Below are 18,580 nucleotides of genomic sequence, written 5' to 3' on the forward strand. Positions count from 1 at the left end.
TTGCTTTGTGCGGGATCCTGGCCGAAAGACCAGTCTCGCCACTTTTCGGCGGCGTGCTCCGAACCGGGAGAAAGACCTTGACCGCAACTTCAAAAAAACCCCGCGACCAGGCCGAATCCATTTTCAGCAAGACGCGGACCCAGTCGATGTCGCTCGACCGCATCAATTCCGAACGGGATGCCGTCAGCCAGGCCCGCGAAGCCAAGACCGCGCGGCTGCGCGAATTGCGCCTGGAGAAGGAAGCCGACGACATGGCGGCGGCGGTTGCGCTCGCGGCCTCGCCGAAACGCGCAGGCAAACGCTGATGGCCACCAAACGCGTGCCTCAAAAGGCGATCGCCGCAGATTCGACCATCGCCGATGTCGTGGGCGAACTAGACAAGCCGGTCGAATATGTCCGGCGCGTGCTCGAAAAGCTCGAGCGCTGCAGGCGTGTCCACGGCGATGCCCAGGTTCGGCTCGGCGTGCGCGGTCGTGCCGAATGCCCCAATTATCTGATCGAATACGTCCGGGAAAACGCCAAGACCCGCGAGCGCGTGACCTTTCAGGATGCCGCCTACAGCGGCAGCACGCATCGCGAGCTGGCGCCCCGGCACATCGAGGAAGCCAGGAACTGGTCGCCCGAAGAAATGAATATCACGGCCGTTTCGGCGCTCATCGGCCGCCTTCGCAATCCGAATGCGCCATCATCGCGTTTCTCTGACGAGGATTGATATGGCAATCAAGTTTTCCGCCAAGGGCCAGCCGGCAGCGCCTGCTGCCGCCGTGAAGCCGGCCAAACCGGCGGCCGCGCCAAAAACCGGCGAAGCCGCCGAAGCGGGCACCGATCTGTTCAGGTCGCCGGCGGAAGCACCGCCGCGTAAGCCCAAGAAGAAATAGCGCCCTTGCAGCAAAATGCCGACCGGAAATCTGCGCCAAGGCTGCTTGACCTGGCGGTCGCAGAGGAGTTTTCGTCGCTACAAGAGGGCGCCGGTCCGATTGCCTTCGATTGCCAGACCTGTGGCGCCTGCTGCGCCTACTCGTCCAGATGGCCGCGCTTCTCCACCGAGGATGACGCGCAGCTCGACCTTATCCCGCAAAAATACGTGGCTGCCGACGAAGCCGGTATGCGCTGCGACGGCGCGCGCTGTTCGGCACTGTGCGGCGAGGTCGGCAAGTCGACGGCCTGCGGCATCTACGACATCCGCCCCGACGTCTGCCGCGCCTGCATGCCGGGCGATGACGACTGCCTGATCGCGCGTCGGGCTCACGGTCTGCCGACGCTGTAATGACGGCCCTCGGGCTGGCGTCTCAGTTTGAATTTCGTCAATCAGATGCGCGAAAGTCGCTGCGGTAGAGGCCGGGCGATCGTCCGGTCAATCGTTTGAATGCCTGCGAGAACGACGGCACCGATTCATATCCGAAGGCGCGCCCGATCTCGCCAATGTTCTGGTTCGTTTCCCGCAGAGCCTTGGCGGCAAGGTTCATCCGCCACCGGGTCACATAGGACAGCGGCGGCTGTCCTACCAGTTGAGCGAAGCGACGCGCGAAGGTGGCCCGGGACTGTGCTGCGCCGCTGGCAAGGGAAGCGATGGTCCAGGGATTGCCCGGCCGCTCGTGGATCAGGCGCAAAGCCTGCGCAATGCCTTTGTCGCGCAAGGCGCCAAACCATCCCCCTGTTCCGAGTGGCTGATGTTCGATCCAGGCACGCAACAAGAAGATCAACGTGCTGTCGAGAAGGCGTGGGGCGACAATGTCGTGGCCGCCGAGATCGCCTTTCGCTTCGACCTGCAGAAGTTCCAGGGCAAGCCGCAGCGGCTCGCTGGTGCCAATCTGATTTCGGGTCAAATGGATCAGCGGAGGAAGCAGCGAAACCATCGGGTATGGCCCGACGCCGTCGAGTGAATATCTCGCACAAAGAAGAGTTGTCGCGTCGCTCTCGCTTTTCGGTTCCAGTCCGCTCCGATTTGCGGAAAGGACGGCGGATATCGATGCCGTCGGTGCATCCGCCGGATTGCAAAGGGCATGCCCGATACCGCTCGCGACAAGGATGACATCTCCCTCGCCTAAGCGGATCGGCTCTTTTGGACCAGTCAGCCGCAACCAGCATTCGCCGTTCTGTATGACGTGGATGGCGGCATTCCTTGTCGGATCCACCGAAATACCCCATGGCCGATGCAGGGTCGCGCTGCCGATCATGGCGCTGCCAAATCGCAGCGAAGCAAGAAGTTCGGACAAGGCGTCCATGAGAACCATCCTCCGACAATGAACCAGACGATATTAGACGATTGGATAAGAATCCAGGCGAATAGCATATCGATCATCTCACAAGCGTGGCTGATTATATTGGCAATGTCGGCCGAGCCTGCGGACGCTCCAGTCCACAACAGGCAGAAGCAGGCACCTGAAGGAGCAAAAACATGCGTGACGAACCATCAAATCCAGTTCCAGCCAAGATCCATAATTCGCTCGAGACCAACAAGGCGATCGTCCTGGACTTCATCGACAAAGCAGTAAATCAAGGCAACATCGAAGCTGCTTCGATGCATTTTGGCGAACGCTACATCCAACACAATCCCAACATTGCCGATGGTGCGGACGGTTTCAAAGCCTATCTGCAGCAGCTCAAACAGTCATTTCCCCTCGTGAGGGGAGAGGTGAAGCGGATTTTTGCCGAAGGGGATTTCGTCATCGTGCACATGCACGCAAAACGCGAACCGGAGGAGGAGGGCTTGGCCATTGTCGACATTTTCAGGCTGAAGGACAGCAAGCTGGTCGAACACTGGGAAGTTCGGCAGCCCATCGCGGATAGCAAGCTGCACGCCAATAGCATGATCTGAATGCGGACAGGCTCTCAGGCTGGCTTGTGCCCGCACGTTTCGCTGATTACGCTGCCGGCGGCGGGGCCAGCACCGGGAGACCATCTGTGAGCATCGAATTTCTGTTGACGTCGCTGATTGTCGTGGCTTCGCCCGGCACCGGCGTTCTCTATACGCTGAGCGCCGGGCTTTCGCGTGGTGCGCGCGCCAGCATCATTGCCGCGTTCGGCTGCACGCTCGGCATCATTCCGCACATGGCGGCCGCCATCACCGGCCTCGCGGCTCTGCTGCATACCAGTGCCGTCGCCTTCGAGACGCTGAAATATCTCGGCGTCGCCTACCTGCTCTACATGGCCTGGAACACGCTGAAGGAGAAGGGTGGCCTGAGCGTCGAAGAAAATGTTGCGCCGCGCTCGGCCGGCAAAGTGATCACTTCGGGCATCCTCATCAACATCCTCAATCCGAAGCTGTCGATCTTCTTCTTTGCCTTCCTCCCGCAATTCGTCAGCACCACCGAACCGCATGCGCTGTCGCAGATGCTGGAGCTCAGCAGCGTCTTCATGCTGCTCACCTTGGCGGTCTTTGTCGGCTACGGCGTTTTCGCGGCGTCAATCCGCAGCCATGTCGTGTCGCGGCCAAAGGTGCTGACCTGGATGCGCCGTACCTTCGCCGGAGCCTTTGTCATGCTCGGCGCCAAACTGGCGCTGGCGGACCGGTAGACAGGAAGGTCGCGGGCAGCGCAAATCTATCCCTTGACATAGCCCATGGCCTCGACGATCTGCCCGTCCGCCACGCGCATCAGGTTGACGCCGCGCAGCGAATTGCCGTCGGCCATCCAGTAGCGCCAGCGGATCGTCGCCCGGTCGCCGGCGACGAAAGTTTCTTCGATGTCGAAGCGCGTGCCGGGTCCGGTCGCGATCGCCGACCACAGTTCGACGCAGGCGCCCTTGCCGATGCGGCGGGCGCCGTCGGGGGCCGGCGTGGTGTTCTCGATCACGCAATCTTCCGCCACCAGATCGTCGAGCGCCGACGGGTCGTGGCGCTGGAAGACGTCGTTGTAGCGCCGCATGATCTCGGCCGTTTCGGCGGAGCGTTTGGCCGCGGCGATGTCGATGACGAGTTCCTGTGTCATTGGATATTCCTTCCCTTCAGTGATCGGTAGCGGTTTCGATGAGGCGGGCCTTGAGCGTGATCACTGCGACGCCGGCCAGCGCCCGCGACACGAGGCAGCTCTCCTTGGCCGTCTGCGCCAGCCGCTCGAACTCCCCCGCCGCCAGCCCGGCGACGCTTGCCTCGGTCTCCAGCTCGATGCGGGTCAGCGTCGGTCCGGCCGCGGTGGCGCCGAGATGCGCTTTCGCGATCGTGTGGATGCGTGCGGGAGTGTAACCTTCGCGGCCGAGGATGGCGCTCAGCGCCATCGAGAAGCAGCCGGCATGCGCCGCGGCAATCAATTCCTCGGGGTTGGTGCCGGGACCGTTCTCGAAACGTGACGGGAACGAGTAGGCGCCTTCGAAGACGCCGCTGCCGAGCTTCAGCCGGCCCGAACCTTCCTTCAACGATCCCTGCCATTGGGCCTCTGCTTCACGAATGGTCATTGTGTCTCTCCTTTGATTTGAGGGGTCGATCAGATTTTGGGGCGGACCAGTCAGGCGCTGTCGACGACCACTTTCCCGAAGACGTCGCCTTGCTGGAAATAGCGGTAGGCGTCGTTGGCCTCGTCGAAGGCGAACACCTTGTCGATCACAGGCTTAAGCCGATGCACCGAGATGGCGCGCAGCATGGCTTCGAGGTTGGTGCGATTGCCGACGAACAGGCGGCTGATGGTGGCGAGGCTGCGCTGGTAGACCGGGCCGGGGATCTGCACCGTCCTGCCTTTAGCATCCTGTATGGTGAGAAGCACGATGCGCCCGTAAAGCGCGCAGGCGATCATCGATTGCGCGAAGGTCGGCGGGCCGCCGGTCTCGACGACGAGGTCGATGCCGCCGGTCTGCTCGCGCACCGCAGCACCCCATTCCCGCATGTCGGCGGTCGAGACGACGAGGTCGGCGCCCAGCGCCTGCAGCCGGTCCAGCTTCTCGTTGCGCGAGCTGACGGCCACGACGCGGCAGCCGAGCAGCTTGGCGAATTGCAGCGCAAATAGCGCGACGCCACCTGAACCGATGACAAGAACCCATTGGCCGGGCTTCGGCATTTCGGCCGCCGTCACGGCATTCCAGGCGGTCAGGCCGGCGCAGGTTAGTGTCGCCGCTTGATGCCAGTCGAGATGATCGGGAAGCCGCACCGCCCATTGCTCGTCGAGCACGGCGTATTCGGCCAGCATCCCGTCCAGCGTGCAGCCAAGCTGGTCGATCAGACCGGCATTGATGCGGCCGTCGATCCAGCGCGCAAAATAACTGCCGGTGACGCGGTCGCCGACGGCAAAGCGGGTGACGGAATCGCCGACGGCAACGACTTCGCCGGCACCGTCGCTCAGCGGGATAACGCCTTGGCGCGGCGCCAGCGGGTAGGTGCCGTTGAGGATCATCGTATCGCGGCGGTTGAGCGAGGTGGCGCGGACACGCACGACGATCTCGTGCGGCTTCGGCGTCGGCTGCGCCTCGTCGCGCATCACCAGGCGTTCGATTCCGCCGGTTCCTTCAAGCGATAACTGCGCATATCGGCTTTCTCTCCCGAATATGTAGACTGATCTACATATTATGTAGACCGATTGCTATATTCGAGGCAAGGCATATAGTGTTCACTCCTGACAGAGGTTGACATTGGCGAACGACACCCGTACCCGCATGATCGAGACGACGGCGCGGCTGCTGAGGCAGCGCGGCTACCACGGCACGTCGCTCAACGATATTTTGAGCGCCTCAGGCGCACCGAGAGGTTCGCTCTACTTTCACTTTCCGGGCGGCAAGGATCAGCTGGTCATCGAAGTGACGCGCGACAGCGTCGCCGATGTGACGCAGAGGCTGGACGCCGCGCTCGCTGCCGAAAAGGACCCGGCGGTGGCTGTCCACCACATCTACCAGTCGGTCGCGCGCATGCTGGAAGACAATCGGTTCACGCTCGGTTGCCCGATCGCACCCGTGGTGTTGGACTCGCCGATCGACATGCCGGAACTGGCCGAGTTGTGCCGGTCCGCCTTCGAGCAATGGATAGGCTTGCTCAGGGCGGCCTTCGTCAGGACAGGGGTGCCCGAACGGCGCGCGCACGCGCTGGCATTGCTGGTCGAATCATCGCTTGAAGGACTGATGGTGATCGCACGCGCCACCCACGACCGCGCCCCGGTGCTGGCGGTAGCCGATGAGGTCGCGGCGCTGATTGAGGGGGCATTGCCGGCCAAGAGTGCCACTGCCGCGGTGCATTGACGTTTATGCCTTCATCGCATCGAAGGCGGCGCGGCATTCCGCCAAAAGGGCCAAGGCTGCAGCTCGACGATTCATGTTCTGCGCCGCCGCGACGCCTGGAAGTAAGTGGCCGAACAGACGCGTCCTGCGGGATACGCGCCTGCTTACTTGGGATCGGACGGCCTCTCAATCTCCGCCACATCAACGAAAAAGGGCGGCATCGCTGCCGCCCTTTCCGTAAGCTTGCGAGATTGGCTGGATTAGAAGTCCATGCCGCCCATGCCGCCCATGCCGCCGCCGCCCATGCCGCCAGGCATGCCGCCGCCAGCCGACTCCTTCTTCGGAGCCTCCGCGATCATGGCTTCGGTGGTGACCAGGAGGCCGGCGACCGAGGCCGCGTCCTGCAGAGCCGTGCGCACAACCTTGACCGGATCGACGATACCCATGGCGATCATGTCGCCATATTCGCCGGTCTGGGCGTTGTAGCCGAAGGTCGCGCCCTTGTTCTCGAGGATCTTGCCGGCAACGATCGATGCTTCCGCACCGGCGTTGGACGCGATCTGGCGGGCCGGAGCCTGCAGCGCGCGACGCACGATGGCGATGCCCGCGGTCTGGTCGGAGTTGGCACCGGTTGCCTTGATGGTCAGCGAGGCGCGCAGCAGTGCGACGCCGCCGCCGGGAACGATGCCTTCTTCGACGGCCGCGCGGGTCGCGTTGAGGGCGTCATCGACGCGGTCCTTCTTTTCCTTGACTTCCACTTCGGTCGCACCGCCGACGCGGATCACGGCAACGCCACCGGCGAGCTTGGCGAGACGTTCCTGCAGCTTCTCCTTGTCGTAGTCCGAGGTGGTCTCCTCGATCTGCTGCTTGATCTGGGCGACGCGGCCCTGGATCTCGGCCTTCTTGCCGGCGCCGTCGACGATGGTGGTGTTCTCCTTGGAGATCGACACCTTCTTGGCGCGGCCGAGCATGTTGAGGCCGACATTCTCGAGCTTGATGCCGAGGTCTTCGGAGATGACCTGGCCACCGGTGAGAATGGCGATGTCTTCCAGCATGGCCTTGCGGCGGTCGCCGAAGCCCGGCGCCTTGACGGCAGCGATCTTCAGGCCGCCACGCAGCTTGTTGACGACCAGCGTCGCCAGGGCCTCACCTTCGACGTCCTCGGAGATGATGACCAGCGGCTTCGAGGTCTGCACGACAGCCTCGAGGATCGGCAGCATGGCCTGCAGGTTGGAGAGCTTCTTCTCGTGGAGAAGGATGTAGGCGTCTTCCAGATCCGCAACCATCTTCTCGGCATTGGTGACGAAGTAGGGCGAGAGATAGCCGCGGTCGAACTGCATGCCTTCGACGACTTCGAGCTCGGTCTCGGCGGTCTTGGCTTCCTCGACGGTGATGACGCCCTCATTGCCGACCTTCTGCATCGCTTCAGCGATCATCGAGCCGACCGAAGCATCGCCATTGCCGGCGATGGTGCCGACCTGGGCAACCTCTTCCGAGGTCTTGATCTTCTTGGCGTTCTTGATCAGCGTCGCGACGACGTCGGCAACGGCGAGGTCGATGCCGCGCTTGAGGTCCATCGGGTTCATGCCGGCGGCAACCGCCTTGTGGCCTTCCTGGACGATCGACTGCGCCAGAACGGTCGCGGTCGTGGTGCCGTCGCCGGCGATGTCGTTGGTCTTCGAAGCAACTTCGCGGACCATCTGCGCGCCCATGTTCTCGAACTTGTCTTCAAGCTCGATTTCCTTGGCGACGGTAACGCCGTCCTTGGTGATGCGCGGTGCGCCGAACGACTTGTCGATGACGACGTTGCGGCCCTTGGGGCCGAGCGTGACCTTCACCGCGTCGGCGAGGATGTTGACGCCGCGCAGCATGCGCTCACGAGCGTCGCGGGAGAATTTTACGTCTTTGGCAGCCATTTTCAGCTCCTGGCAGGGGCTTGGATTAAGCCCGAAGATTTAAATGAGGGTGAGGCCGATATTCAGCCGATGATGCCCATAATGTCGGATTCCTTCATGATCAGAAGGTCTTCGCCATTGAGCTTGACTTCGGTGCCCGACCACTTGCCGAACAGGATGCGGTCGCCGGCCTTGACGTCCAGCGGGACGAGCTTGCCGGCTTCGTCGCGGGCGCCGGAACCGACGGCGATGATCTCGCCTTCCTGCGGCTTTTCCTTAGCCGTATCGGGGATGATGATCCCGCCCGCGGTCTTGGATTCGGATTCGACCCGACGAACGACCACGCGGTCATGAAGCGGGCGGAACTTCGACTTTGCCATTTTTTATTCCTCGATGAGAATGGTGAGAACAGTTCCTCCGTCCGGCGGCGCCGGACATGTGGTTAGCACTCATCTTGGGGGAGTGCTAACGTGGCGCTGAAATAGGCTGGCAGCCCGCGCGAGTCAAGACGCCCGGTGACCATTCTCAGGACGATTGCTTCAAACGGATACTTGACTAAGTCAACTAAATGGCTGATCTTGCCGGGCAGGAGGATGCCATGACCATTCATCATCACCCAGGCAAGGAGCGGATCGACGCGGTGCGGGCCTTCAACCGCTTCTACACCCGCCAGATCGGGTTGCTCGAGGAAGGCTTGCTGAAAAGCGACTTCTCGCTGACCGAAGCCCGGGTGCTCTATGAGCTGGCGCATCGCGATGGCCTGACCGCCACCGAGCTTGCGCGCGATCTCGGCCTCGATGCCGGTTATCTCAGCCGGCTGCTGAAGAAGTTCGAGGAGCGTGATCTGGTCGAGCGCGCCACGATCGAGGCGGATGCGCGGCGCTCGTCGATCGCGCTGACCAAGGCCGGGCGGCAGGCCTTCGCGCCGCTGAACCAGGGTTCGCACGAACAGGTCGCGGCTTTGCTCGAACGGCTTTCGGCTGCCGAACAGGACAGGCTGGTCAGGGCCATGCAGACGGTGCAGCGTCTGCTGGGCGGAAGTGCCGAGCCCAAAGTTCCCTATATGCTGCGGTCTCTGCAAGTCGGCGACATCGGCTGGATCATCCATCGCCAGGGCCTGCTCTACGCGCAGGAATATGGCTGGGACGAAACCTATGAAGCGCTGGTCGCCGAAATCCTTGGTGCCTTCGTCAAATCCTTCGATCCGAAATGGGAACGCAGCTGGATCGCCGAGCGGGAAGGGGAGGTCGTCGGCTCGGTCTTCGTCGTGCGCCAGTCGGACGCGGTGGCGAAGTTGCGCCTGCTCTATGTCGAGCCTTCGGCGCGCGGTCTCGGCATCGGCAGGCGGCTGGTCGAGGAATGCATCGGCTTTGCTCGAACCAAGGGTTACAGGACACTGACGCTGTGGACCAACGACGTGCTCACCTCGGCGCGCCGCATCTACGAGGCGGCCGGGTTCAAGCTGACCGACGAGGAGCGCCACCATTCCTTCGGCAAGGACCTGGTCGGCCAGAACTGGAATTTGGAGTTATAGCAGCGCCGCAGAATTTCGAGCATCGGCCTGCGGTCGCTCAGGTCGCAGGCTTAATGTTTTGGTTCAAGCGAAAGAGATTGGTGGGGTCATACTTGTTTTTTAGCGCGGCCAGCCTCGGATAATTCTCGCGGTAAGCCGCCAGAACCCGATCAATGCCCTCTTCGCCGAGATTGTTGGCGTAGACGCCGCCGGTCGAGAACGGTCTCATTGCATCCCACAGGTCACGCGCCCATCGGATGTGCGTTTCGTCGTCAGACGGATTGTCCCAGATCGATATCGGGAAACAATCGTAAAGAGCATCTCGGTTGGCATAGGGCGTTTCATCCATCGGTACTCGCGAGATGGCGCCGCCAACCTGCTGCAGGACCAGAAGCGACTCGCGGGGTGCGGTCATGTAAGCCGCAAGCATGGCATCGATCGCCTGATCTGCGATTTCGCGCATGAACTGCGCCTTCCAGTAGTAGCGCCGCCCGCGCGGAAAGAGGCTATCCCCGGCCGATTGGATTTGAATATAGGGGACAGGAGCAATCTGGCACTCAACCGGCGTGCCATATTCTCTCAGAGGTTGAATGATTTGCTGGCCCTCGTCGAGTGGGCCGATGTAGCACGCCGATATGCTGAAGAAGCGTTCGCCCGAGGGCGCCGTCACAAGTGCTGCATCCAGGCTCAGCTCATCCGGGGCGCCGCTCGAGAATGCATGATAGAACCGCATCGCATCGCGTGCCTCTTCGTAGCGGTATAGCATCGATCCCGCGATGAGGAGCGGACCCACGGGATGGAGCTTGTATTCGAAGGTCGTGACTATTCCGAAATTGCCACCGCCGCCCCGGATGCCCCAGAACAAATCTGCATTTTCGGCCGCGTTTGCCGTGAGCAACCGGCCGTCCGCCGTCACGATTTCGACAGCGACAAGGTTGTCGCAGCTCAGTCCATGTTTGCGGCCAAGCTTGCCGAACCCCCCGCCGAGTGTCAGTCCGGCTATGCCGGTATCCGCGTTGACACCCATGGTCGTCGCAAGACCATGGACCTGAGTGGCTGCGTCGAACTCGCCCAGGTTCAAGCCGGCTTCTGCGCGCGCAACACGGTGGATCGGGTCGACTTCGATCCGCTTCATGCGGGACACATCGATCACCACGCCGCCGTCGCATACCGAACTGCCGGCGACGTTATGGCCACCGGCGCGGATGGCGACGAGGAAGCCTTGCGATCGGGCGAAGTTGACCGCCGTGACGACATCGCTGGATTCGGCGCAATAGAACACAGCCGCCGGCCTCTTATCGACCATGCCATTCCAAACTCTGCGCGCCTGGTCATAGCTAGGGTCGTCCGGAAGGATCAGATCGCCGCGAATCGCCTGCCTGAGCCGCGCGATATCTGACGCCTGCAACGTCGGCTCGGAACCATCCATAAGCTTGAACATGCTCATCGACCCTTCGTGATCCGGCACGGTTGGACAGGCCGCTTTCGTTCACCGACATGTGTCGGATCATAATGATCTCATGCGGCGCCATTCGCTGCAAAATCGAATATCTCAGTCGCTGGATGAGCTAAATTCATCTAAACTGCGTGGATGAGAAAACTTCCGCCGCTCGGATCGCTTCGCGCCTTCGAAGCCGCTGCCAGGCTGATGAGCTTCAGGAAGGCCGCGACGGAACTCGGAGTGACGCCAACGGCCATCAGCCACCAGATTCGATTGCTGGAGGAGGTCTGTGGGCAACTGCTGTTCCGGCGGCGCCCACGACCGCTCGTGCTCACAGGCGTGGGCGAACGGCTGTTCCCGGTAATTTGCAGCGGCTTCGACGCTTTCGCTGCGGCAATAGCATCAGCCTCGGCCGGTGTTGGCCAACGCCCGTTGCGCGTGACGAGCCCAAATGCATTTGCCAGCCGATGGCTGGTTCCGCGCCTGTCGAAGTGGCGCGAACAGCATCCGAACATTCCATTGGAGATCATCGGGACAGACGCCGTTCTGGACCTGCAAGCCGGTGACGCCGACGTTGCTATCCGCTATGCGCGCAGGATGCCGCGCAGGAAATTTTTCGGGACGCATTCTTTCCGGTATGCAGCCCCGATCTGTTCGCAGGAGGCGACCGACAGATCGAGCGCGCCGCCGATCTGCTGCAATACCCGCTCATCCATTTCAATTGGACGAACCGCGACCCGGAAGCGCCGACCTGGCAGCGATGGCTGGCGATCGCACGCTCGATCGATCCCAGCATCCCCAATGCGAACCGGGCATGGGACTTGAGTTTCCGCGAAGAGCTGCACGCGATTGACGCGGTAGCGGCAGGCCAAGGCATCGCTATCTGCAGCGATGTGGTCGTCAGTGGCGAACTCGAGGCTGGCAGGCTGGTCAAGGCACATGATCTCTCTCTGCCAGGCTATGGCTATTACCTTGCCGGCGTAGCCAGTCACCCCCGACAAGCGCATGTCGAAGCCTTTTCCGCCTGGATGAGATCGATAGTCTGAGCATCTGAACGCCGATCTTCCGCATGCTCGTCACAAGCGCCCGGCGTAATAAATCGCTAACCACGATCGCCCTGCACTGACTGCAATGCACATTTGTCACCCTCTGGCACAATCGGGCTCCTTGAATTATGAGCACGCTTATTATATATGTCGCTCATGGTTTCCGACGGCATCGACAGATTAGGCTTTTTGATCCACGACGTGCAGCGCCTGATGCGCAAGCGCTTCGAGGCGCGCGCTAGTGGTTTCGGCCTTTCTTCGGCGCAATGGCGGCTTCTGGTACGTGTCGCCAAGGAGGCGGGTGTCGCGCAGGCGCGGCTTGCCGAACTTCTCGAAATCGAACCGATCAGCGTCTCGCGTCTTGTCGATCGCATGGAGGAGGGCGGCTGGATCGAGCGCCGTCCCGACGCAACCGACAGGCGAGTGCGCATGATTTTCCCGACCGCCAAGGCGAACGCGGCCTATGCCCACGTCAAGAGCCTTGCCGGCGAGGTCTATGAGGAATCGCTCGTCGGCGTTTCGCCGGAAGATCGCCGCGTCCTGGTCAAGGCGCTGGAGATAATGGTGCAGAATCTTGCAGATGGTGAGACGCCGCCCTCGGAAAAAGTGAAGAATACGGAAGGCGCAGCAACATGAACGCGGTAGCCAAACTAGATGAGAATGCGGCCAAGCTGGAGATGGAAGCTCCCGCGAAGCCGGCGGCAGCTCCGGTAACGGTCGCTCCGCAGGTAGCTCCGGCGCCGGTGGTGCCGAAGAAGAAGCGCCGTGCCGGCCGCTTCCTTTTGATGTTTGTGCTGCCCGCTGCGTTGATCGCCGCCGGCAGCTATGTCTGGGTGACCGGCGGCCGCTATCAGGAGACCGAGAACGCCAATCTGCAGCAGGCCAAGGTGTCGATAGCCGCCGATACGGCGGGCCGCATCGTTCAGGTCGACATTTTCGACAACCAGTCTGTCAAGCAGGGCGACGTGTTGTTCGCCATCGACCCCGAGCCCTATCGGATCGCGTTGGCCCAGGCCGACGCGGCGGTGGCCGGTGCGCGGCTCAATGTCGAGCAGCTGCGTGCGGCCTACAGCCAGGCGCTGGCGCAGGGGAAGTCTGACGAAAGCCAGGTCCAGTACGCGCAGTCGCAATATGACCGCGCCGCCGACCTTGCCCAGAAGGGCATCAACGCCAAGTCGTCGCTGGACGAAGCCAAGAACGACCTCGACAAGGCCAAGCAGCAGCTGGCCGTAGCCCAGCAGGGGATCGTCAGCGCCAAGGCGGCACTTGGCGGCAATCCCGACATCGAAACCGACAAGCATCCGACAGTAATGGCGGCGCTCGCCGCACGCGACAAGGCGGCCTACGATCTGGTCCAGACCAAGGTCAAGGCGCCTGCCGACGGCATCATCAGCCAGGCCGCTTCGTTCAAGGTCGGCCAGTATGTCGGTTCGGGCACGCCGCTGTTTTCGCTGGTCGAGACCGGCGACACCTGGGTCGACGCCAATTTCAAGGAAACCCAGCTCACCAACATGAAGCCAGGCCAGAAGGCCGAAATCGTAGTCGATACCTATCCGGGCAAGACCTTCGAAGCCACCGTCAAGGCGATCGGCGCCGGCACCGGGGCCGAGTTCTCGCTGCTGCCTGCGCAGAACGCCACCGGCAACTGGGTCAAGGTCACGCAGCGCATTCCGGTCCGCCTGGAATTGGCCGATGCCGACGCCAAGACGGCGCTGCGCACCGGCATGAGCGCGACGGTCACGGTGGACACCGGCGTTTCCCGCGGGCTGCCGAGCATTTTCCGCGGCGCCACGGCAGGCCAGGCCAAGTAAGGAGGCCGAACAGCGGCCGCATAGCAAACAGTGAGATGGATGCAGGATTGGTCCGAAGAAGGCGCAGGAAAAGTTGAATGCGTAAACGGACTGCGCTGTAGCCTGCCTGAGCAGACAACTCCGCGCAGGATCTTCGGTCCTCAGGTTTCCGGGCGGCGGGCGCCCGCTTGTCGAGACGCTCAGTTGATGTAACCCCCACATCGATGCTCGCGTCCCACCGCGATGAGGGTCTCTCTACGGCGAGGGCCTCGCCGTCCGGAAACCTAATGTACACGTTTTTGTTACCTGCTGGAAGTTTTACGTCATGAGCAGCCCAGAACCCTTTCGCGAAGTACCGCACCGCGGCCTGATCACAGTCGCGCTCATGCTTGCGACGATCATGCAGGCGCTCGACACGACGATCGCCAACGTTGCGCTGCCGACCATGACCGGCGATCTCGGCGCCTCCCCCGACAACATCAACTGGGTGCTGACCTCCTACATCGTTGCCGCGGCGATCATGACGCCGGTGACCGGCTGGCTGGCCGACCGCTTCGGTCGCAAGGAGCTGTTCCTGACGGCCGTGGTAGGCTTCACCGTCTTCTCCATGCTGTGCGGCATCGCCTGGAGCCTGGAGACCATCGTTTTGTTCCGGCTCATGCAAGGCGTGTTCGGCGCCGCCATCGTGCCGCTGTCGCAGACCTTCCTGCTTGACATCAACCCTAGGGAACGCCACGGCCAAGCCATGGCCATCTGGGGCGCCGGCATCATGCTGGGACCGATCCTTGGCCCGACGCTGGGTGGCTGGCTGACCGAGAATTTCAACTGGCGCTGGGTGTTCTTCATCAACCTGCCGGTCGGCATCATCGCCTTCCTCGGCATGGCGGCGTATCTTCCCAGCGTTGCCCGGCGGGTGCGCAGCTTCGATTTCTTCGGCTTCACCATGCTCTCGCTCGGTGTCGGCGCGCTGCAGCTGATGCTCGATCGCGGCGGCGAGGTCGACTGGTTTTCCTCGATCGAGATATGGATCGAGCTCGGTCTTTCCATCACCGGCTTCTGGGTGTTCACCATTCACACATTGACGGCGGAGCACCCCTTTATCGACCCGAAGATCTTCCTCGATCGCAATTTCGTCACCGGGCTGGCGTTCATCTTTGTCATGGGCGTGCTCATCTTGGCGAGCATGTCGCTGCTGCCGCCAATGCTGTCGACCATCTTCGGCTATCCGACCCTCACCATCGGCATTGTCCTGGGGCCGCGTGGTGTCGGCACGATGATCGCGATGCTGTTCGTCGGGCGGATCATGCACAGGATCGATGCCAGGATCCTCGTCGTCATCGGCTTCCTGCTAACCGCGCAGTCGCTCTACACGATGTCCAGCTTCTCGCCGCAGATGGACGACTGGCTGATCCTCAGTTCCGGCGTCATCCAGGGCCTGGGAATGGGCATGGTGTTCGTGCCGCTGTCGACCGTAGCCTTCGCCACGCTTGACGCACGCTTCCGTACCGATGCCACGGCGTTGTTCAGCCTGGTGCGCAATCTTGGCTCGTCGATCGGCGTGTCGGTGGTGACGGTTCTGCTGGTACGCAACACGCAGATCAATCATGCCGAGCTTTCGGCCTACATCAATCCGTTCAATCCCAACCTCTGGGCGGCATCGCCGGCAGCGGCGGGCGGCGATGCGACGGCGCTGTCACTGATGGATCGCATGGTCAATGTCCAGGCGATGATGATCTCTTACGTCAATGACTTCAAGCTGCTGATGATGATGACACTGCTTGCCGTCCCGTTTGTTTTCCTGCTGCGCAAGCCAAAGGCCGCACCGCCCGCCGGTGGGGCGCCTGCCGCGCATATGGACTAAGCCTCAGGGCTTACGGCAACCGCGACCGGCTCGAGGCTTCCGTTGGCTGTCCCGGTCGCGTCGGCGTTGAGCTGGGTTCACCTGCCATTAGTATATCCGGACCAATATGCACTCGCTTTTGGGTTGAAGGCGAGCCTCCATTGCTTGCCTCAAGCATCAGCGGGAGGAATTGTGTTTGGCCACGAAATCATCCAGGCAAACCGCCGAAGCGCCCGAGTCCGCCAATCTGACGACGCTGGCAAAACTGGCGACCACCTCGTACGAAGTCCTCGAGCGCGAACTTCGCTCCACGATTGCGGCGCTTCAGGACCAGGCATTGCGGTTCCAGACCGCGATAGAGAACATCTCGCAAGGCATCTGTTTCTTTGACGCCGATGAACGGCTGATCCTGTGCAACCGACGCTACGCGGAAATCTATCGCCTTGCACCGGAGCAATTGCAGCCGGGTGTGGCGCTGCGCGAAATCGTCGAGCGGCGCGTCGCTGTCGGGACCTCGGCAATGAATGCGGACGCCTATCTGGGGTTGGCCCGGGCGGTCAATTCGGGCACGGCTTCGGGGAACTGGACAGCTGAGCTCGCCGATGGCCGGACAATTCAGGTCTGCCATCAACCAATGCCTGACGGCGGCTGGGTGGCCACGCACGAGGACATCAGCGAGCTCAGCGCCAATCGCTTGGTCGTTGACGAGCGTATCTCCTTGCAGATGCTGATCGACCTGGTGCCTGACTACATGTGGGTGAAGGACACCGAGAGCCGCTTCGTCGTCGCGAACCGAGCCATTGCGTCCGACAGCGGTCGGGACAGTACGAGCGACATGATCGGTCTGAGCGACTTCGACCTTCATGCGCCGGAACTTGCGCAGAAATTTCGCTTCATCGAGCAGCAACTGATGCGCGACGGACAACCGATGATCGACGAGGAAGAGTTCGTCATCGATGCGTCAGGCACCGGCAAATGGTTCCTGTCGACGAAACTGCCGTTGCGCAACGTTCAAAACAACATTTTCGGCCTCGTCGGCATTGCCCGCGACATCACTGCGCGCAAGCAGGCCGAAATCCTGCGCGACGGGCAGGCGCATATCCTCGAGATGATCGCAAAGAGCGCTCCCCTCGAAGATGTGCTCGAGCGGCTCATGCGTCTGGTCGAATCCCAACTGGCGGGGATATTCGGTTCGGTCTTGCTGCTCGACAAGGATGGCAGCCACTTGCGTCACGCCGCCGCGCCCAGCCTGGCGAGAGACTACACCGACGCCGTCGACGGCGCCGCGGTCGGCCCCGGAGCAGGGTCTTGCGGAACCGCAGTCTATCGGCGCGAGCCGGTGATCGTCGCTGACATCATGCGCGATCCGCTTTGGCAGGATTATCGCGAACTCGCGCGGCCGCACGGTTTGCGTTCATGCTGGTCGACCCCGATCCTGTCGCATCAGGGCGCCGTGCTTGGCGTCTTTGCGATGTATTCGATGACGGTGCGCGAACCGACCGAGGCCGAGACTCGCCTCATCGATTTCACCACGCGCATCGCCGGGATCGCCATCGAACGCAAACAGGCCGAAGACCGGATCCACTTCATGGCCAACCATGACGTGCTGACCGGGCTTCCCAATCGCGCCTTGTTGGAGGATCGGCTTTCACAGGCGGTCTTGTACGCCCAGCGATACGATCGCTGGGTGACGGTGGTGTTCATCGATCTGGACAATTTCAAATTCGTCAACGACACGCTCGGCCACAATGCCGGCGACGAGCTTCTGAAGACCGTCGCTAGTCGCATGGTCGACTGCGTAAGGGCGACCGATACCGTCGTGCGGCTTGGCGGTGACGAATTGTCATCGTGCTGTTCGACCAGCCGGCGAACGTTGATCTCGTTTCCGAGACGTTGCAAAAGCTCAGGGCTGCACTCGCCGAGCCGGTTCGGCTCGGAGCACATCTGGTGCGGGCGACGGCCAGCATCGGCATTGCCAATTATCCCAAGGATGGAACGGATCCCGATACGCTGCTGGCAAATGCCGATGCGGCCATGTATCGCGCCAAGGAGTTCGGCCGCGACAATTTCCAGTTTTACGCTCCCGAGTTCAACACCAGGGCGCATGAAAAATTCGTGCTTCAGGAAGAGTTGCGAAACGCCTTGGCGCGTTCGGAATTCACGCTGCTCTACCAGCCGCAGGTGGACCTTCGGTCAGGTCGGATTTTTGCGGTCGAGGCGCTGATACGCTGGAACCATCCAACGCTTGGCACGGTAATGCCGACGATGTTCATCCCGACCGCCGAGGAGACAGGTCTGATCGTACCGATCGGCGACTGGGTTCTGCATGAGGCGTGCCGGCAGAACAGAGCCTGGCAAGACGCTGGACTGCCGCCCTTGACCGTTTGCGTGAATGTGTCGGCGCGGCAATTCAGGGAGCGCAACCTGATCGATCGCATCGTCAGCGCGCTGAAGGACAGCCGCCTGGAGGCTAGGTATCTCGAGCTGGAGGTGACCGAGAGCCTTATCATGCAGGATATCGAGCTGGCGGTCGCCACCATGAACGCCCTGCAAAGCCTGGGTGTCCAGATCTCGATCGATGATTTCGGCACCGGCTATTCCAGCCTCAGCGCTCTCAAGACCTTTCCCGTGGCGCGGCTGAAGATCGACAAGTCCTTCATCAAGGATCTCGCCGCCGACGAGAACGATCAGGCTGTGGCCAGCGCGGTGATTTCATTAGGGCAAAATCTCAACCTGAGGGTCATCGCCGAGGGCGTTGAGACAGATGATCAGGTCGCTTTCCTGCGCAGGAACAATTGCGACGAAATGCAGGGCTATCATTTCAGCAGGCCGGTTTGCGCGCAGGACATCGAGGAATTGCTCGGCGGCGGCCGCAAAGGCTGACGGATCGGTCGCCAGCAGGCTTCCGCCGACCAAATGG

The 18,580-nt window shown here is 61.8% G+C and carries 19 protein-coding genes and 3 pseudogenes; 15 read left to right on the plus strand and 7 right to left on the minus strand.

Annotated features, from left to right (window positions below; translation table 11 throughout):
* Window positions 1-77: 77 nt before the first annotated feature.
* The 4 genes from NKH50_RS24545 to NKH50_RS24560 are packed head-to-tail and all read left to right on the plus strand — an operon-like array spanning window position 78 to window position 1,267.
* Window positions 78-305, plus strand: coding sequence for a hypothetical protein (locus tag NKH50_RS24545; protein WP_023677608.1), 228 nt, complete (start codon window positions 78-80; stop codon window positions 303-305).
* Window positions 305-712, plus strand: coding sequence for a hypothetical protein (locus tag NKH50_RS24550; RefSeq protein WP_292664441.1), 408 nt, complete (start codon window positions 305-307; stop codon window positions 710-712). Before NKH50_RS24545 ends, NKH50_RS24550 begins: the two co-directional genes overlap by 1 nt.
* Before the next feature lies 1 nt (window position 713).
* On the plus strand, window positions 714-878 hold the full coding sequence (locus tag NKH50_RS24555; RefSeq protein ID WP_023722752.1) for a hypothetical protein: 165 nt from the start codon (window positions 714-716) through the stop codon (window positions 876-878).
* A 50-nt stretch (window positions 879-928) separates the two neighbouring features.
* A complete protein-coding gene (locus tag NKH50_RS24560; protein WP_352706953.1) occupies window positions 929-1,267 on the plus strand; it encodes a YkgJ family cysteine cluster protein in 339 nt (112 codons plus the stop codon).
* A gap of 37 nt (window positions 1,268-1,304) precedes the next feature.
* On the opposite strand, the gene NKH50_RS24565 is transcribed toward NKH50_RS24560, so the two are convergent.
* A complete protein-coding gene (locus NKH50_RS24565; protein WP_352881525.1) occupies window positions 1,305-2,234 on the minus strand; it encodes an AraC family transcriptional regulator in 930 nt (309 codons plus the stop codon).
* A gap of 164 nt (window positions 2,235-2,398) precedes the next feature.
* On the opposite strand from NKH50_RS24565, the gene NKH50_RS24570 reads away from it, so the two are divergent.
* Together NKH50_RS24570 and NKH50_RS24575 are read left to right on the plus strand one after the other, a co-directional pair.
* Window positions 2,399-2,818 carry a nuclear transport factor 2 family protein gene (locus NKH50_RS24570; RefSeq protein WP_352706938.1) on the plus strand — a complete coding sequence of 140 codons (420 nt, stop codon included), beginning with the start codon at window positions 2,399-2,401 and terminating at the stop codon, window positions 2,816-2,818.
* A gap of 86 nt (window positions 2,819-2,904) precedes the next feature.
* The gene (locus NKH50_RS24575; RefSeq protein ID WP_352706941.1) at window positions 2,905-3,516 is read left to right on the plus strand and encodes a LysE family translocator; all 612 of its coding nucleotides are present in this window, start codon (window positions 2,905-2,907) and stop codon (window positions 3,514-3,516) included.
* A 26-nt stretch (window positions 3,517-3,542) separates the two neighbouring features.
* Here NKH50_RS24575 and NKH50_RS24580 read toward each other — a convergent pair whose 3' ends face one another.
* From NKH50_RS24580 to NKH50_RS24590, 3 genes are read right to left on the minus strand one after another with little or no spacing between them, the layout of a single operon-like run.
* Window positions 3,543-3,929, minus strand: coding sequence for a nuclear transport factor 2 family protein (locus NKH50_RS24580; protein WP_352569753.1), 387 nt, complete (start codon window positions 3,927-3,929; stop codon window positions 3,543-3,545).
* A 16-nt stretch (window positions 3,930-3,945) separates the two neighbouring features.
* A complete protein-coding gene (locus NKH50_RS24585) occupies window positions 3,946-4,392 on the minus strand; it encodes an OsmC family protein (protein ID WP_352881529.1) in 447 nt (148 codons plus the stop codon).
* A 50-nt stretch (window positions 4,393-4,442) separates the two neighbouring features.
* Window positions 4,443-5,405, minus strand: a complete 963-nt coding sequence (locus NKH50_RS24590; protein ID WP_352881532.1) for a zinc-dependent alcohol dehydrogenase family protein — start codon at window positions 5,403-5,405, stop codon at window positions 4,443-4,445.
* 151 nt (window positions 5,406-5,556) lie between these two features.
* On the opposite strand from NKH50_RS24590, the gene NKH50_RS24595 reads away from it, so the two are divergent.
* A complete protein-coding gene (locus NKH50_RS24595; protein ID WP_352881535.1) occupies window positions 5,557-6,156 on the plus strand; it encodes a TetR/AcrR family transcriptional regulator in 600 nt (199 codons plus the stop codon).
* Between the two features lie 239 nt (window positions 6,157-6,395).
* Here NKH50_RS24595 and groL read toward each other — a convergent pair whose 3' ends face one another.
* Together groL and groES are read right to left on the minus strand one after the other, a co-directional pair.
* Window positions 6,396-8,051, minus strand: coding sequence for a chaperonin GroEL (groL, locus tag NKH50_RS24600; protein ID WP_352649698.1), 1,656 nt, complete (start codon window positions 8,049-8,051; stop codon window positions 6,396-6,398).
* 62 nt (window positions 8,052-8,113) lie between these two features.
* Complete coding sequence (groES, locus tag NKH50_RS24605) at window positions 8,114-8,410, minus strand: co-chaperone GroES (RefSeq protein WP_006203049.1); 297 nt, start codon at window positions 8,408-8,410, stop codon at window positions 8,114-8,116.
* A 218-nt stretch (window positions 8,411-8,628) separates the two neighbouring features.
* On the opposite strand from groES, the gene NKH50_RS24610 reads away from it, so the two are divergent.
* Window positions 8,629-9,564 carry a bifunctional helix-turn-helix transcriptional regulator/GNAT family N-acetyltransferase gene (locus NKH50_RS24610; protein ID WP_352508884.1) on the plus strand — a complete coding sequence of 312 codons (936 nt, stop codon included), beginning with the start codon at window positions 8,629-8,631 and terminating at the stop codon, window positions 9,562-9,564.
* 37 nt (window positions 9,565-9,601) lie between these two features.
* Here NKH50_RS24610 and NKH50_RS24615 read toward each other — a convergent pair whose 3' ends face one another.
* Window positions 9,602-10,990 (minus strand): FAD-binding oxidoreductase, encoded by a 1,389-nt coding sequence (locus NKH50_RS24615; protein ID WP_352881539.1) that lies wholly within the window; start codon window positions 10,988-10,990, stop codon window positions 9,602-9,604.
* Window positions 10,991-11,191: 201 nt separating this feature from the next.
* On the opposite strand from NKH50_RS24615, the pseudogene NKH50_RS24620 reads away from it, so the two are divergent.
* The 7 genes and pseudogenes from NKH50_RS24620 to NKH50_RS29030 all read left to right on the plus strand — a co-directional run.
* Window positions 11,192-11,521 (plus strand): annotated as a pseudogene (locus NKH50_RS24620) (LysR family transcriptional regulator); the annotation flags it as partial.
* 113 nt (window positions 11,522-11,634) lie between these two features.
* Window positions 11,635-12,030: a LysR substrate-binding domain-containing protein gene (locus tag NKH50_RS24625; RefSeq protein WP_352881644.1), complete on the plus strand. Its 396-nt coding sequence runs from the start codon at window positions 11,635-11,637 to the stop codon at window positions 12,028-12,030.
* 156 nt (window positions 12,031-12,186) lie between these two features.
* Window positions 12,187-12,666 (plus strand): MarR family winged helix-turn-helix transcriptional regulator, encoded by a 480-nt coding sequence (locus NKH50_RS24630; RefSeq protein ID WP_352703393.1) that lies wholly within the window; start codon window positions 12,187-12,189, stop codon window positions 12,664-12,666.
* Window positions 12,663-13,841 carry an HlyD family secretion protein gene (locus NKH50_RS24635; RefSeq protein ID WP_352703368.1) on the plus strand — a complete coding sequence of 393 codons (1,179 nt, stop codon included), beginning with the start codon at window positions 12,663-12,665 and terminating at the stop codon, window positions 13,839-13,841. Before NKH50_RS24630 ends, NKH50_RS24635 begins: the two co-directional genes overlap by 4 nt.
* Before the next feature lie 304 nt (window positions 13,842-14,145).
* Window positions 14,146-15,681: a DHA2 family efflux MFS transporter permease subunit gene (locus NKH50_RS24640; RefSeq protein WP_352881541.1), complete on the plus strand. Its 1,536-nt coding sequence runs from the start codon at window positions 14,146-14,148 to the stop codon at window positions 15,679-15,681.
* Window positions 15,682-15,997: 316 nt separating this feature from the next.
* Window positions 15,998-16,282, plus strand: a pseudogene (locus NKH50_RS29025) (PAS-domain containing protein); the annotation flags it as partial.
* A 131-nt stretch (window positions 16,283-16,413) separates the two neighbouring features.
* Window positions 16,414-18,543 (plus strand): annotated as a pseudogene (locus NKH50_RS29030) (putative bifunctional diguanylate cyclase/phosphodiesterase).
* Window positions 18,544-18,580: the final 37 nt, after the last annotated feature.

It is taken from the genome of Mesorhizobium sp. M1027 (genome assembly GCF_040318745.1).
In the GTDB taxonomy this organism is placed as follows: Bacteria; Pseudomonadota; Alphaproteobacteria; order Rhizobiales; family Rhizobiaceae; genus Mesorhizobium.

What these genes read in the sequence shown, in the direction of transcription:
- NKH50_RS24550 (WP_292664441.1), top strand. Translation starts at nt 305, where the DNA reads ATGGCCACCAAACGCGTGCCTCAAAAGGCGATCGCCGCAGATTCGACC.
- NKH50_RS24555 (WP_023722752.1), top strand. Translation starts at nt 714, where the DNA reads ATGGCAATCAAGTTTTCCGCCAAGGGCCAGCCGGCAGCGCCTGCTGCC.
- NKH50_RS24565 (WP_352881525.1), bottom strand. Translation starts at nt 2,234, where the DNA reads ATGGTTCTCATGGACGCCTTGTCCGAACTTCTTGCTTCGCTGCGATTT.
- NKH50_RS24570 (WP_352706938.1), top strand. Translation starts at nt 2,399, where the DNA reads ATGCGTGACGAACCATCAAATCCAGTTCCAGCCAAGATCCATAATTCG.
- NKH50_RS24580 (WP_352569753.1), bottom strand. Translation starts at nt 3,929, where the DNA reads ATGACACAGGAACTCGTCATCGACATCGCCGCGGCCAAACGCTCCGCC.
- NKH50_RS24585 (WP_352881529.1), bottom strand. Translation starts at nt 4,392, where the DNA reads ATGACCATTCGTGAAGCAGAGGCCCAATGGCAGGGATCGTTGAAGGAA.
- NKH50_RS24590 (WP_352881532.1), bottom strand. Translation starts at nt 5,405, where the DNA reads ATGCGCGACGAGGCGCAGCCGACGCCGAAGCCGCACGAGATCGTCGTG.
- groL (WP_352649698.1), bottom strand. Translation starts at nt 8,051, where the DNA reads ATGGCTGCCAAAGACGTAAAATTCTCCCGCGACGCTCGTGAGCGCATG.
- groES (WP_006203049.1), bottom strand. Translation starts at nt 8,410, where the DNA reads ATGGCAAAGTCGAAGTTCCGCCCGCTTCATGACCGCGTGGTCGTTCGT.
- NKH50_RS24610 (WP_352508884.1), top strand. Translation starts at nt 8,629, where the DNA reads ATGACCATTCATCATCACCCAGGCAAGGAGCGGATCGACGCGGTGCGG.
- NKH50_RS24615 (WP_352881539.1), bottom strand. Translation starts at nt 10,990, where the DNA reads ATGAGCATGTTCAAGCTTATGGATGGTTCCGAGCCGACGTTGCAGGCG.
- NKH50_RS24630 (WP_352703393.1), top strand. Translation starts at nt 12,187, where the DNA reads ATGGTTTCCGACGGCATCGACAGATTAGGCTTTTTGATCCACGACGTG.
- NKH50_RS24635 (WP_352703368.1), top strand. Translation starts at nt 12,663, where the DNA reads ATGAACGCGGTAGCCAAACTAGATGAGAATGCGGCCAAGCTGGAGATG.
- NKH50_RS24640 (WP_352881541.1), top strand. Translation starts at nt 14,146, where the DNA reads ATGAGCAGCCCAGAACCCTTTCGCGAAGTACCGCACCGCGGCCTGATC.